We start from the raw sequence: 14,232 nt of genomic DNA, 5'->3' as shown, positions 1-14,232 counted from the left end.
TTACTTCATCTCCTTGAATGCGTCGATGGTCTCTGCACCCTTCTTCCAGTTGCATGCGCACAGCTCGTCGGACTGCAGAGCGTCCAGCTGGCGGAGTACCTCGTCGGTGTTACGGCCGACGGAGTCAGCGGTAATGGAGACCGACTGGATGGTGTTGTGGGGGTCGATGATGAAGGTTGCGCGGTCTGCAACGCCGTCCTTGTTCAGGATGCCCAGTGCGCTAACCAGCTCACGCTTGAGGTCGGATGCCATGACGATGGGCAGGTCCAGGAGCTCTTCGTGGGAGCGGCGCCATGCGTAGTGGGTGTACTCGTTGTCAACGGAAACACCGATCACCTGGGTGTCGCGTGCCTCGAACTCGTCAGCGAGCTTGCCGAATGCTGCAATCTCGGTGGGGCAAACGAAGGTGAAGTCCTTCGGCCAGAAGAAGACGACGCGCCAGGTGTCTTCGTCCAGACCCTCGGAGGAGACGGTGGTGAAGTAGTCTTCGGGCTTGGTTGCTTCGATGTCAGCCAGCTTACCGGGGACAACGCCGGTGAGCTCGTATGCGGGGAACTGGTCGCCGATGGTCAGAACTGCCATGGTGTTCTTCTTTCTACTTCGTGCCGCGCGGATTCGTTGCGCGGCGCTTGTTCTAAGTGGTGCCCATTGGGCGGGCTCGATAAATATTTTATTATGAATAATTCATAATAATCAAGTGGTGTTGGATTAAAACCCGAAGGTTTAACTATGATTTGCATCACCGAATATTCTGGGGTGCTCACAAAAGCTTTTCCGGCGTACAAACCTGAGGGTTTAAGCTCGAATCATGACCCCCGAACACAGTAACTTCTCAGAACACAGCGAATATGTAGAGCCCAACCAGCCCGAACTCATTACTGAACGCCTCACCCTGCGCCACCTGCGCGAGGCGGATATCCCCGACATCGTAGAAGCCTGCCGCGACGAAGAAACCCTCCGCTACACCCGCATTCCACTGAACTACACGCGCGCCGACGCCGAAGACTACCTGCTCACCACCGCCCGCCAGATTGCCGCCGGGCAGATTCAACGCTGGGCGATTGACGCCTCCGGCGTGTTTGCCGGGACCATTGAACTGCGCCTGCCCGAGGGCACCCCCGAAAGCCCCGGAACCCGCGCCGAACTGGGCTATTATGCCGCCCCGAAAGTGCGCGGCAAGGGCTACATGACCGAGGCGCTGCGTGCCGTCCTCGGCTACGCTTTCGACCCGCTTGGCTTGGGTCTTGAGAGTGTGCGCTGGACCGCCCTGGCGGGTAACGAGCCCTCGGAACGGGTGGCGGTTAAGGCGGGTTTCACCGGCATCTACGACGATATTGACCCGAGCTCCGGCCGCCCCGACGAGAACGGCCACCCGGTGCAGCATCGGGTGCGCCGCGCCGATATGACCCGCGCCCAGTTCGCGGCGCTCTGGTCTGACTAGCTCTGGGCTAGCTAAACCGCGCTACTTTAGTCCGCGCTACCTGATGCCGAAGCCGCGAAACGAGCCGCTCGGCTCCTCCCACTCGACGAGCACCTCATCCACGCGGCCCGCGGTGTCGCCGCCGCGCAGAATATCTACCAGGCGAGCGCAGGAGACGGCGGTACCTTCCGCAACGACTTTCACGCGCCCGTCGTCGAGGTTTTCGGCGTAGCCGGTCAGCCCCATAGGCTTGGCGGTTCCGGCGCACCACCAGCGGAAGCCCACGCCCTGCACTTTGCCGCTGACGAAAGCGACGAGGCGGATTTCGGCGGGTTCTGCCGGGGTGCGGTCGGTGAAGAAATCAAAGAAACCCATGGGTCCTCCCGTGGTCGTCTCGTTGAGGGTGGTTTGATGGGGGTGAGCGCCGGTGGTGGCGCTCTGATAGCTTCTATAGCTTTAGTCTAGAGGGTTCGGCGTTCCTGTCGCCTGGTTGCCGCGCGCACACGCCGTGAAGAGCTGAATAAGGGTAGAGCAACCGAAGCCGCGGCCTGAAAAGGAGTAACATTAGGGGCATTCACTTAGCGGCAATACTGAACACACAGACATCTACCCGCATACAACCCATCCCCTGGAGGATCATTGAGTTCACGCCCTAAAAAAGCGCCTCTCGTCGGTAACCCGGCGAAGGCACCGTACAAGCCCTGGCCTGCTCTCTGGTCCCTGGTTGTTGGCTTCTTCATGATTCTGGTGGACGGCAATATTGTCACCATCGCCCTGCCGCACATGCTGCAGGATTTGGATGCGTCGCTGTCGGCGGGCATGTGGGTGACGAGCGCCTACCTGCTGGCGTATGCGGTGCCGCTGCTCATTACCGGCCGTATGGGTGACCGCTTCGGTCAGAAGAACCTGTACATGATCGGTATGGCTATTTTTACGCTTGCCTCCCTGTGGTGTGGTCTGTCGCCGAATGTTGAGTCGCTGATTACCGCCCGCGTGGTGCAGGGCCTGGGCGCGTCGCTGATGACCCCGCAGACCATGTCTCTGATTACGCTGATGTTCCCGCCGAATGCGCGCGGTGTCGCCATGAGCATTTGGGGTGCGACTGCGGGTGTCGCCTCGCTGGTCGGCCCGATTCTGGGCGGCGTGCTGGTGGATACCCTCGGCTGGGGCTGGATCTTCTTCATCAACATTCCGGTTGGCCTGGTCGGCCTGTTCTTGGCGTGGCGTAATGTGCCGGTGTTCGAGCAGAAGAAGCACAGCTTCGACTGGTTGGGCGTGGTGCTTTCGGCGGTCGGTCTGTTCCTACTAGTTTTCGGTATTCAGGAAGGTTCCACCTACGACTGGGGCACCATCACTGACTCGTTCATGGGCACCGGTGTTCCGGTGAGCGTGTGGGGCCTGATTATTGCCGGCATTATGGTGCTGGCACTGTTTATCGGTTGGCAGGCGGTGAACCGCCACGAGCCGCTGGTTCCGCTGAGCCTGTTTAGTGACCGTAACTTCTCCGTGTCGAATGTGGCTATTTCGGCTATGGGTGTGGTTGCTATCAGTATGGCGTTCCCGCTGACCCTGTACCTGCAGCAGGTGGAGGGCCTGGACCCGACCCAGGCTGCGCTGATGACCGCCCCGATGGCGCTGTTCTCGGGCGCATTGGCGCCGGTGGTGGGTGTGCGCCTGAACCGTAACGACCCGAAGTGGATTGCCGTGATTGGCTTTACGCTGCTGGTTGTTGGTTTTGCCCTGCTCCGCCCGACGATGGTTGCGGAAGGCAACCTGTGGCTGATGGTTGGCCCGATGATTATTCTGGGTGCGGCGAATGCCTGCATTTGGGGTCCGCTGTCGGTGTCGGCGACCCGTAACCTGCCGCCGCAGCGTGCCGGTGCCGGTTCGGGCGTGTACAACGAGACCCGCCAGATGGCGTCGGTGCTCGGTTCGGCTGCGATTACGACGATTATGGCTTCTGCGATTACCTCGCACCTGTCCGCGTTGGGTCCGGCTGCCGCAGCGGGCGGTAGCTCTCACGGCGGTGCTGCTGGAGGCGTACTTCCGCAGATGCTGCGTGAACCCTACGCGGCGGCAATGGCTGATTCCATGATGCTGCCCCTGGTTGCCGCGGCGGTGGGCGCGGTCGTGTGCCTGTTCTATGCCTCCAAGAAGACCTCCGAGGCGAAGGCTGCCGCGCAGAACGCTGGGGTGGAGACCACCAAGTAGAAGGCTTATCAGAGCGCTTTTACGGCATAAGCGGTGCATAACCTGAGATATGGTGCTATACCGGAGAAAATCTATATGCACTCTGTGTATGATGAAGCGGGTTATTGTTGCCCTGAGGTGTTGAAACCTCGTGAGAGCGCAATAACCCGCTGTAGAAGGACATCTTCGTGGAGATGGATTACATGCCCGGCCTGCTCGCTAGCGAGGATGAGCTGGACCGTATCACCGAATCCTTCGCCCAGCTTCCCCTGCGCAACCCCAACAGCACCACCGGCATCAACATCCACCTGGAGAAAGAGAGATGGCTAAAATCCCCACCTTGAGTTTGGTATTTTTGCCATTGTCTTCCTTGATTTGTTCAAGATCTTGAGCCAAAATCCTCACTTCCTCTTTCTAAAATCTAGTTTTTTAAAAAAAATAGGCTATCTACCAGAAGTAGATAGCCTATTTTTTATGAGATGCTTGGGTGCTTACGCTTTCAATTTGTCAAACTTTGCTTTGACATTCGCCTTGAATTCTTCAAGCTTAGCCTTGCGTTCGGCTTTACGTTCAGCCTTCATCTGTGCACGCGCCTGGTTGTAGAGGTCTTCTTGGACTTGCAGAGCTGCTTCGATTTCGGCTACGACGGTTGCTACATCCCAACGCATGATTTGGGTGTCGTACTTGGTGAAGTAAGCATCGATGACTGCTTCGTTGTCTTCTTGCACCAAGGCAACAACGGCTGTTTCACCGTTAGTCAATTTTTGAGAAACAACGTCAATCAGGCCAGTTTCTGCCGTATCAACGGTAGCACCAGCAGCCAAACCATAGAGGCTACCCATACCATAACCAAACAAGACGCCGATAGGACCACCCAAAAGCCCGATAACTGCACCGAGCAAGCCACCTTTTAGGGTTGCATCCGTCGTTGAATCTTCAAAGTCATAGCGTTCTTTTTCAACGATATGACCGTTTTCATTTTTGACCAGGGCGATTTGAGCAACCTTGGTCGTCTGAGTTTGGCGGAAAGCCTTCAAATCTGCAAAGGACTGATAAGCTTCGCTTTCGGTGTTAAAGACTGAAATTACTAGGTTTTCCATAGTTGGTACCTCGTTCCTAAAGACTATATATACATTGTAATACAGTTCTCTTTTTTTGGGAACTACTTTTTGCGACAATTTACCTCGGCGGCGGCCGATAGGCTGAGCCCGAAAGCAAAGGGGCCCGGCATCCAGTATGGATGCCGGGCCCCTGGTGTTTTAAATTCGCTGTCTTAGCGGCTCATGCCCCTTAGCGGGTAATGGTCGCCGAAGCAGTCAGACCAGAAATGTCCTGGTAAGCTACGCCTCGGCGGGCTCGTCCGGGGTTTTGTCGGCGAAGAGATCGAAGAATCCCACGGGAACCTCTTGCAGTTGCTCTAAAAATACATGGTACTTTAGGATACTGAGCGATGCGGCACCAACCTTGCGTGAGAGAAAAACACGCCCCAAACCCGTGAAGAGGCTCGGGACGCGTCCGCACTCAGCCGGGGCGGGTGCATCCGGCAAACCCTAGCGCAGCTTATTGCTGTTAGGCGCCGATGCGAGAGCCTGAGCTATCGGGGTGGGCCCGCCAATAAACGGGAGCGCCTTCCCAACCGTGGACGGGTCCTCAAGAACCGCCGCCAGCACCTGGGCAACGGTGGCCCGCGGAGTATTAGATTCGGCGCCGGGCGTGTGGGCGGGCTCAATCCCCAGAGTAATGCCGCCTGCCTCCTCAAGGGTGAGCGTCCCCGGCCCCAGAATCGTGTAATCCAGCCCCGAGCCGCGCAGGTGCTCATCGGCGATCGTCTTCGACTCGGCGTAGGCGTAAAAACTGTCATCAGGGTCGATGCCGTGCCCGGAACCCGCGCCCAGGTACGATACCATCACGTACCGTTTAATACCGGCCAGCCGCGCCGCATCCATCGACCGGATCGCAGCGTCACGGTCAATCGCATAGGTGCGTTCGGGGCCACCTACACCGCCCGCACCCGCGGACCACACCAGCACTTCTGTATGTAAATCCTTGAAGAGCTTCGCCATCTCCTCGGTGCTCAACGCGGTAATGTCAGCGACCACAGGGTTCGCCCCGCGCGTGACAATATCCTCTGACTGCTCCGGCCTGCGAATAAGCGCATTGACCGCATGCCCGCGCTCCACCAGCAGCGGCTCGGCCAGAAGAGCAACCTTGCCGTGCCCGCCAATGATCGTAACGTTAGCCATCGTATCCTCCTGTATGTTGAAAAATACTTGTATATCCAGAATAGGCTTGCTGTGCCGCAACGTCTATGGTTTTTCTTATGCTTCCCGAGAACGACAGATACCCGCATTCCCTGTGCTGATGCGCTCAAACAGCACCGCATGATGAGAATTCTCGTGCGGGGCTCAAGACGGCGTTATGATGAAGTGCTAGGTTTTTATTGCCCGGCGGCACCGATGACGTGAACGACAAGCCGAACTACCTGAGCGTCATGAACTATTGCTACCAGCTGAGGGTCTGGTTCCCGCGAAGGACTAGCCTCTAGCAGCTACCGGCGGTGCCCGATAGTCCAAGCCTTAAACACGGCGAGGGGCCCGGCATCCATAACGGATGCCGGGCCCCCGGTGTTTAAATTCGCTGTCTTAGCGGGTCATTTCCCTTAGCGGGTGATGGTCGCCGAAGCGCGCAAACCAGCCAGGTCCTGGAAGGTGTACTCGCCACCCTCGGTCAGCTGCATTGCGACGCTACCGCTGGTGATCTGAGCGGTGGTGGTCAGAGTGTAGCTGGAGGTCACCTCGGTGAAGTACACCGGAACCAGCGAAGCCAGCACCTGCGCGTAGCTCACGCCGTCCTTCGCGGTGGCTTCCAGGTAGTCGGAGGTGCGGATGTCCAGTACGCCGGTCCAGACGTTGTCCTCGATGGTCGGCTCGTAGAACTTCGCGGTGTATGCGATGCCGTTGAACGCCGCCACGGCGGGGTTGTTGGTCTTTGCGCCGCCCGCACTCTTGGCGAGTGCCGGGATCTCAACGTCGTTATCGACATCCCACAGCAGCGGGTCGGTGACATCCTCGGCGGTGGGGAAAGTGAACTCGAAGGTCACCTGCAGATGCGCCTGAGGGTACAGCCAGGAGCTGCCCTGGAACTCGCCCTTGGAGTTGATGGGTGCGGAAATCCACAGACCCGCGCCACCGTACAGGCCGGCACCGACGCTACCTCCGGGGGTGAAGGTGCCGCCGCCGCGGCTCTGCGGGGTGGTGGAGGTTGCGCTGATGTTGGGAACCTGCACGGTGTAGGAGTCCAGACCGTAGCGGGTATCAAAGTCGTTGGAGGGGTTCGAGTTGAACGCCTGGGTGAAGACACCGAACTTCAGGGTCGGGGTTTCCTGCGCGTCGGTGGATGCCGCGTAGGCGGGTACCGCTGCGGCGGTTGCGATGACGGGGGTGCTCCATGCGGCACCCTTGATGAGTGCGCGGCGGTTCAGACCGTTAGTGGTGTTCGAGGAAGAAGTCATGGGATCTCTCTTGTTGTGAAAAATGTGGTGATGCATGTGATTTGAATTACTGATACTCTAATGTAATTCAGCTCATCTTCAAAATTATCTCAACTTTTACTTCAATGTATGAACATTGCGGCACCCAGCTCACCTAATACGTGAAACGGGAGCATCATGGAAACCGTGGAGAACGCCCTCCCGGAAAACTCCACAGAAACACCACCGGTCACCACACACTGAAGGAACACAACATGGCATTTATGAAGAGCGCACGCGTCACGCTTGCCTCCCTCGCAGTGCTCTGCCTGGGCACTATCGCAGCCCCCGCAGCAAACGCCTACAGCCCCGATATTGACGGCGACGGCATCCCCAACACCTGGGAACTGAAGGGCTACGACGCCGACGGCGACGGCAAGATCGACGTCGACTTCCCCGCACTGGGCGCCGACCCCAACCACAAGGACATCTTCGTCGAGATGGACTACATGGCGGGCCTGCTGCCCAGCGAAGACGAACTGGACCGCATCACCAAGATCTACGCCGACCTGCCCCTGCGCAACCCCGACGGCACCCACGGCGTGAACATCCACCTGGACGCAGGTAGCGCCCGCAGCGCCAAGTACAACCTCGGCGGCGGCAACGAAATCAGCTACCAGGCACTGGACAGCGAATTCAAGGCGCTCCACCGCATCAAGGCGACCGAAGGTAAGTTCAACCCCGCCCGCGAAGGCACCTTCCACTACGTCATCTGGGGCGATTACTACGACAACAGCACCTCCTCCGGCATTGCTAACTTCGGCGGCCGCAACCTCATGGTCACCGTCGGCCCGCACTTCTGGGGCAAGGCAACCAGCGACATCCGCGTGGCAGTGTTCGTGCACGAGCTCGGCCACAACCTCGCCCTGAGCCACGGCGGCTGGGACGAAATCAACTACAAGCCCAACTACTACAGCGTCATGAACTACCAGTACACCCTCACCGGCGTGCCTATGGCTGACGGTAGCCGCTACTTCGGCTACTCCACCGCCGAGTACCGCATGCTCAACGAGGCGAAGCTGTACGAGGCGCGCGGCTTCGGTCCTCGCGCGGCTGGCTTCCTGTACAAGGGCAAGCCCGCCAACCAGCCGATTGACTTCAACGGCAACGGCAAGATTGATACCGAGCCGGTGTCCGTGGACCTCAACGGTGACGGCATGATCACGAACCTGGGCGCCGCAAACGATATGAAGATGATCCGCTTCCAGGCGACCGAAAACCCGGAGAAGGACAAGGGCCCCGAGCACATTGAGCCGAGCGGCATTACCGCTGAACACGCTCGTTCGCTGGGCCTGATTAAGTAGGCTGACTGGTCGGAATCTGACCGGTCTGCACACCGCCGATAAAGAGCCTTGTCAGCTCGGTAAAATAGCAAGGTGCGGATACCGAATCATCATTCGGTATCCGCACCTTTACTCTATGCAGCTTTTCGGCTCAGCGTTCAGACCAGCAGTGGAGCCTAGACATCCTAGCTCACGCGGCCGGTATCCACCAGCACCTGCGCAATGTGGCCCAGCGCCTCCTCGTTCTGCAGCGAAGAAACATCGCCCAAAGAACGGCCCTGGTACAGCTCACCAAGCAGACGGCGAGTAATCTTACCCGAACGAGTCTTCGGGATATCAGCAACTGCCACAACATCCTTCGGCTTAGCAATCGGGCCAATGTGCTCACGCACGTGCGCGGTCAGCGCTGCCTTCAACTCATCCTCAGTCAGGTCCTTACCCTCATCGGTGAGCGTCACGTAGGCAACCGCCTGGTGACCGGTCAGCTCATCCTCCACGGGGCAGACGCCAGCCTCAACCACAGCCGGGTGAGTCACCAGTGCCGACTCAATCTCAATGGTGGACAGGCGGTGACCCGAAATGTTAATCACGTCATCAATACGGCCGAGGATGTACACGTTACCCTCTTCGTCTTCCTTCGCGCCGTCGCCAGCGAGGAACCAGCCGCGCTCGCCGTAGTGACGCCAATAGGAATCCAGGAAACGCTGCGGGTTCTGCCACACGGTACGAGCCATCGAGGGGCCAATCTTATCGACCACGATGAAGCCCTGCTTGCCGGGTTCGACCGGGTCGCCGTGCTCATCCACCACGCGGGTGGATACGCCGGGAACGGCGCGGGTAGCGCAACCGGGCAGGGGAGTGCAGTGCGGGGTGCCCTCCGGGTAGGTGCCCTCGGGCGCGAATGCGGGGTCGTGCGGGCGCGGGGAGCACACGGTCGAACCGGTTTCAGACTGCCACCAGGTGTCGATGAACGCCGCGGTGCCGCCGCCCACGTGCTGACGCAGCCAGCGCCACGCCTCCGGGTTAATGGATTCACCCACCGAACCGAGCAGACGCACGGTCGAGAAGTCGTACTTGCCGGGCTCCGGGCCGTTCGGGAACGCACCCATGAGGGAGCGAATCAGGGTCGGCGCGGTGTAGTAGTTGGTCACGCCGTAGCGTTCGATGACCTCGAAGTGGCGACCGTAGTGCGGGGTGTTCGGGGTACCCTCGTAAATCACCTCGGACACGCCGTTGACCAGCGGACCGTAGATTTCGTAGGTGTGCGCGGTCACCCACGCCAGGTCGGCGGTGCACCAGTGAACGGTGGACTCAACCTTTTCCGGGTCATTAACAGCCGACAGCTCGTCGGGGCGCAGCACGCCGTTCTCGTCCACGTAATCCGGCAGCAGATCGTACAGCAGCGCGTGAGTGTACGCGGTCTGCACCAGGTATCCAGCCATGGTGTGCACCAGACCCTTGGGCTTACCGGTCGTGCCGGAGGTGTAAATAATGAACAGCGGATCCTCGGCGTCGTGCAGTTCGTAGGCGTGAGTATCCGGCTGGTCGTCCACCAGGTCGTGGTACCAGACGTCGCGGCCCTCAGTCCACGGCACAGCGGCGTGCGCCACCGGGTCGGAGGCGCTGGTGCGGTCCACCACGATAACGTGCTCGATGTTGTTCTCACCGGAGCATGCTTCGTCGGCGTTGACCTTCACGGGAACGACCTTGCCGCGGCGGTTCTGGCCGTCGGTGGTGATGAGAACCTTCGCGCCGGTGTCTTCCACACGGAACTTCAGCGCCTCGGCGGAGAAACCACCGAACACGAGCGAGTGAATCGCACCAATACGCGCGCAGGCGAGGGTGAAGATAATGGTTTCGGGGATGACGGGCAGGTAGATGACCACGCGGTCACCCTTGCGCACGCCCAGGGACAGCAGGCCGTTCGCTGCCTTCGCGATGCGGCGCTGCAGCTCGGCGTAGGTGATGGCTTCGCGGTCGCCGGGTTCACCTTCAAAGTAGAGGGCGACCTTGTCGCCGCGGCCCGCCTCCACGTGGCGGTCTACGCAGTTGTAGGCGACGTTCAGCTTACCGCCCTCGAACCACTTAATTTCGGGAATCGTGAACTGTTCGATGCCGTCCTCATCGAAGCCGAGGGACTTCGGCTTCTCGAAGCGGTGCGCGGTGTGCCAGGGCTCAGCCCAGGTGAGGCGCTGCGCCTGCTTCTCCCAGAACTCGACGCGTGCCTCGTCAGATTCGAGCGCGGGGTTCGGAGTGGGGTTCAGCGGGTCGGTGAACGAGTAGGGGGTGGGCAGTCCCATTATTCTCCCATCGGTTGCTGGCATTAGCACCCTTGCTCGCCGCGCCGCTGTCTGTGTGACCGTGGGGTCTGTGTGTGCGTTGGCGAGGGGGTTGCTGCGACGTCACGGAGCCAGGTCTCTCGGTCGCTCTGGATGGTTTGCCTTCTTAGTAAAGCGCGCTCGAGGGGGTGGACGCAAAGGGGACCGTCATATTCGGAATGGTGAGTACCAGTTCGTAATATAACGACATATTTAAAGACCCCGCCCCGCGCTCACTGCTGTGGGGCGCGGGGCGGGATTCATCATCATCATTCAGTAGGCGACAGGTTTCCCCGCCGACTTCTTTCTCCGGCGCGTAGCGATGATTAGCTCACCTTTGGGGAGCAGCCACGCGGCGGACATCTCTCCTAAAACTCAGCGCGTGCTGAGTGTTACGTTTAGCTGTGGTGCTAGTTGCTGGGGTACTTCGCCTTCACCCAGCGCTCGAACACGCCCACCAGCGCGTCGGTAATCTTACCGAGCACCGCCAGCGCCACAATAGCCAGCAGCAGGCGGTCGGTACGGCCGTTGTTCTGCGAGTCGGTCAGCAGGTAACCCAGACCCATGGATGCACCCAGCAGCTCAGCGGCGACCAGGAACAGCCACGCCTGAGCCAGCGCCAGACGCAGACCCGAAACCACCGACGGCAGAACCGCGGGAAGCTGAACCGTGGTGAACAGACGCAGACCCTTCAGGCCGAAGGCGCGTGCCGCCTCCACGAGCTTCGGGTCAACGTGCGCCAGAGCCGCAGAAACCGTGGTGTACACCGGGAAGAACGCACCAATAGCAACCAGGGTCACCTTGGAATTCTCACCAATACCAATCCACAGCAGAAGCAGCGGAACCCACGCCAGGGAGGGCACGGCACGCAGCGCACCAATGGTCGGTGCGGCAATCAGACGCACCGGTGCAGACAAGCCAATCAGCGCACCCAGCACCAGGCCGAGTACGGCACCAATACCGAAACCAATCAGCACACGCTGAGTAGAAATCGCCACGTGGCGGCCCAACTCGCCGCGCTGCGCCAGCTCAATACCGGCATTGACCACACGGTCGGGGGAGGGCAACTGAACCTGGGTGAACACGCCGTTGGTGCTCAGGATGTACCAGAGGGCAATCAACGCCAGGGGAAGAATCAGACCCAGGTACTGCTTACCGGCGAACGGGTTCGACGGCAGCTTCACGGAAGAGACACGCTTCTCAGAACGCTCAGCGCGAGTGCTGGAGGCGGCGGTAATCGTTGCGGCGGTCATTACTTCTCAACCACCTTTGCGATCTTCTCAACGGCTGCGCTGTCAGCCTTCTTTGCGAACTGGTCGTCCACAATGCTGTTCAGTGCCTTGTCCACGTCGGACTGGGAGGGAACGTCGCCGGACTCCACCAGAATCGGGCCGACACCCTTGAGAACCTCAACCTGCTTAGCGCCCGGAACCGGGTCGATATCCAGGTGGGTGCGCTCCATGACGACCTGGGCGGTCTCGTGCTTAATGCCGGACTCCTCCTCGACAATCTTCACAGCCTCTTCGGGGTTCTTCTTAGCCCAGGCGCGAGCGTACTCGTACACGTCCACGATGGTCTGTGCGGCGGTCGGGTTGGACTGAATGAACTTCTCGGTCGCGTTCAGGAATCCGTAGGTGTTGAAGTTCAGGTTGCGGTAGAAGAGCACGTCGCCGCTTTCCACCTCGGCAGCAGCCATGATCGGGTCCAGGCCACTCCACGCGTTGACCTGACCGTTATCCAGGGCGGTGCGGCCGTCGGCGTGCTGCAGGTTCTGAATGGTCAGGTCCGAAGCGGAAATACCCTCCTGCTTGAGTGCCTGCAGCAGCAGGAAGTACGGGTCGGTACCCTTGGTCACGGCAACGGTCTTACCCTTCAGGTCCGCAACCTTAGTGATGCCCGAATCCTTGCGGGTCACCAGTGCCGACCATTCCGGCTGCGAGTAGAGGCTAATGACCTTGATGGGGGAGCCATTAGCGCGTGCCAGCAGCGCCGCCGAACCGGCGGTCGAGCCGACATCAATATTGCCGCTACGCAGCGCCTCATTCGCCTTGTTCGAGCCGGCCGACTTGACCCACTCAACCTTCTTACCCTCGGCGGCGAGGGCGGTCTCAAGCCAACCCTTCTTGCGGATAATCAGGGACAGCGGGTTGTAGGTCGCGTAGTCAATGGTCACGGTGTTCTGGCCGCCACCACCGGCAGCACCGGAGGCGTTAGCGGAACCGGAACCTTCACCGGCGCAGGCGCTGAGCAGAGTAGCAAAAGCGGCGGCTGCGGCAAGGGACTTGAGGGCGGTACGGCGAGACGGGGAGTAAGTCATGATGAAATCTTTTCGCTTCTGAAGATGATGATGTGATGTGTGAGAAATGCGTTTCGTGGCGGCTTTAGGCGTTATCTTCCACGCCGAGCTCAGCCAACAGTTCGCTACGCAGCGCCGTGATCTCTGCATCGGCGCGGTCACGCGGGTGAGAACGGTCAACGGTCACAATGCGCTGGATGGTGGCGGGCGCCTCCGGGGTGTCCTTACCGAGGACAATCACCCGGTCAGAGAGGTACAGCGCCTCTTCCACATCGTGGGTGACCAGCAGAATCGTGGTCGGGTCTTGACGGTGCACGTCCAACAGCAAATCCTGCATGTTGATGCGGGTCAGCGCGTCCAGAGCACCGAAGGGCTCGTCGAGCAGCAACACGCCGGGGTTGCGTGCGAGCGCTCGCGCCAGGGACACGCGCTGAGCCATACCGCCTGAAATTTCCTTGGGACGGTGGGTTGCGTATTCGCCCAGGCCGACCAGGTCGAGCAGGCGCGCTACGGATGCTGCGCCTTCAGATTTTTTGGTGCCCTGCGGCAGTCCGAGAGCCACGTTGTCGGCGACGGTGCGCCAGGGGAGCAGGCGCGGTTCCTGAAAGCCGATAGCTACGCGGGGGTCGAGGCCGGTCACTGCCTTCTCGCCGATACGCACGGTACCTGCGGTGATGCGGTTCAGGCCTGCTGCTGCACGCAGGAGGGTGGATTTGCCGCATCCGGAGGATCCGATGACGGAGATAATCTCGCCGGGGGCTGCGGTGAAGGAGACTCCGCGAAGAACTTCGTGGGTTCCGCCGGGCACGGGGAAAGACTGTCCGACGTCTTCAAAGCTCAAGGGGACGGCGGCGGTGGATACGGCACGGCGGCCGTTCTTTTCACTGGTGGGTACGTCAGTTACTGCACTGTTGAGTGTCATGTCACTTCCATCGTTCCTGGCGTTAGCACCGGGGGCGGAAGAATCCGTGCCGGTTGCTGCGACGTCGTGGAGCCAGGTCTCTCAGTCGCTCTGGATGGTTTGCTTCTCCCACCCTATGGGCTGTGGCGTGCCTCAATCAACCCGGCGGGCGCGTATGAATTTCTATGACCGTATATTTCGCATTTATCACGAAATATTTCGGTTCCACGTCACAAAAAGATTTTTTCGTCACAAACGTGACCTCCCTCCCGTGCGCCCCGTACACTCAAACCAC

At 59.8% G+C, this 14,232-nt stretch carries 12 protein-coding genes, 1 pseudogene and 1 riboswitch; of the genes and pseudogenes, 4 read left to right on the top strand and 9 right to left on the bottom strand.

The window, feature by feature from the left end; translation table 11 throughout:
- Positions 1-582 (bottom strand): peroxiredoxin, encoded by a 582-nt coding sequence (locus HMPREF2980_RS02235; RefSeq protein WP_070689975.1) that lies wholly within the window; start codon positions 580-582, stop codon positions 1-3.
- Positions 583-808: 226 nt separating this feature from the next.
- Here HMPREF2980_RS02235 and HMPREF2980_RS02230 point away from each other — a divergent pair, with 226 nt between their 5' ends.
- Positions 809-1,441, top strand: coding sequence for a GNAT family N-acetyltransferase (locus HMPREF2980_RS02230; protein WP_070689974.1), 633 nt, complete (start codon positions 809-811; stop codon positions 1,439-1,441).
- Between the two features lie 36 nt (positions 1,442-1,477).
- Here the strand turns inward: HMPREF2980_RS02230 and HMPREF2980_RS02225 are convergent, their stop codons facing one another.
- Positions 1,478-1,795 (bottom strand): acylphosphatase, encoded by a 318-nt coding sequence (locus HMPREF2980_RS02225; protein WP_049334014.1) that lies wholly within the window; start codon positions 1,793-1,795, stop codon positions 1,478-1,480.
- A gap of 264 nt (positions 1,796-2,059) precedes the next feature.
- Here HMPREF2980_RS02225 and HMPREF2980_RS02220 point away from each other — a divergent pair, with 264 nt between their 5' ends.
- Positions 2,060-3,631 carry a DHA2 family efflux MFS transporter permease subunit gene (locus tag HMPREF2980_RS02220; RefSeq protein ID WP_070689972.1) on the top strand — a complete coding sequence of 524 codons (1,572 nt, stop codon included), beginning with the start codon at positions 2,060-2,062 and terminating at the stop codon, positions 3,629-3,631.
- A 155-nt stretch (positions 3,632-3,786) separates the two neighbouring features.
- Positions 3,787-3,924: pseudogene (locus HMPREF2980_RS02215) on the top strand (C4-dicarboxylate ABC transporter substrate-binding protein); the annotation flags it as partial.
- A 177-nt stretch (positions 3,925-4,101) separates the two neighbouring features.
- Here the strand turns inward: HMPREF2980_RS02215 and HMPREF2980_RS02210 are convergent.
- The 3 genes from HMPREF2980_RS02210 to HMPREF2980_RS02200 form a co-directional block, all read right to left on the bottom strand.
- Positions 4,102-4,710, bottom strand: a complete 609-nt coding sequence (locus HMPREF2980_RS02210) for a DUF1269 domain-containing protein (protein ID WP_049340211.1) — start codon at positions 4,708-4,710, stop codon at positions 4,102-4,104.
- Positions 4,711-5,160: 450 nt separating this feature from the next.
- Complete coding sequence (locus tag HMPREF2980_RS02205; protein WP_044151027.1) at positions 5,161-5,853, bottom strand: SDR family oxidoreductase; 693 nt, start codon at positions 5,851-5,853, stop codon at positions 5,161-5,163.
- Between the two features lie 416 nt (positions 5,854-6,269).
- Complete coding sequence (locus HMPREF2980_RS02200; RefSeq protein WP_049338269.1) at positions 6,270-7,121, bottom strand: hypothetical protein; 852 nt, start codon at positions 7,119-7,121, stop codon at positions 6,270-6,272.
- A gap of 233 nt (positions 7,122-7,354) precedes the next feature.
- Here HMPREF2980_RS02200 and HMPREF2980_RS02195 point away from each other — a divergent pair, with 233 nt between their 5' ends.
- On the top strand, positions 7,355-8,443 hold the full coding sequence (locus HMPREF2980_RS02195; RefSeq protein WP_070689970.1) for a C4-dicarboxylate ABC transporter substrate-binding protein: 1,089 nt from the start codon (positions 7,355-7,357) through the stop codon (positions 8,441-8,443).
- A 164-nt stretch (positions 8,444-8,607) separates the two neighbouring features.
- Here the strand turns inward: HMPREF2980_RS02195 and HMPREF2980_RS02190 are convergent, their stop codons facing one another.
- The 4 genes from HMPREF2980_RS02190 to HMPREF2980_RS02175 all read right to left on the bottom strand — a co-directional run bounded on the left by HMPREF2980_RS02190 (position 8,608) and on the right by HMPREF2980_RS02175 (position 13,958).
- Positions 8,608-10,722, bottom strand: a complete 2,115-nt coding sequence (locus HMPREF2980_RS02190) for an AMP-binding protein (RefSeq protein WP_070689968.1) — start codon at positions 10,720-10,722, stop codon at positions 8,608-8,610.
- A 428-nt stretch (positions 10,723-11,150) separates the two neighbouring features.
- Entirely contained in the window at positions 11,151-11,993 is an 843-nt protein-coding gene (locus HMPREF2980_RS02185; protein ID WP_049338266.1) for an ABC transporter permease, read from the bottom strand.
- Positions 11,993-13,057 carry an aliphatic sulfonate ABC transporter substrate-binding protein gene (locus HMPREF2980_RS02180; protein WP_049338265.1) on the bottom strand — a complete coding sequence of 355 codons (1,065 nt, stop codon included), beginning with the start codon at positions 13,055-13,057 and terminating at the stop codon, positions 11,993-11,995. The genes HMPREF2980_RS02185 and HMPREF2980_RS02180 overlap by 1 nt, the downstream gene beginning before the upstream one ends.
- Before the next feature lie 64 nt (positions 13,058-13,121).
- Positions 13,122-13,958: an ABC transporter ATP-binding protein gene (locus HMPREF2980_RS02175; RefSeq protein ID WP_049327389.1), complete on the bottom strand. Its 837-nt coding sequence runs from the start codon at positions 13,956-13,958 to the stop codon at positions 13,122-13,124.
- Between the two features lie 4 nt (positions 13,959-13,962).
- A riboswitch (SAM riboswitch) is annotated at positions 13,963-14,059 on the bottom strand.
- Positions 14,060-14,232: the final 173 nt, after the last annotated feature.

It is taken from the genome of Rothia sp. HMSC076D04, from assembly GCF_001814645.1.
Classification (GTDB): domain Bacteria; phylum Actinomycetota; class Actinomycetes; order Actinomycetales; family Micrococcaceae; genus Rothia; species Rothia mucilaginosa.
This window is presented reverse-complemented; position numbering and strand designations above follow the sequence as displayed.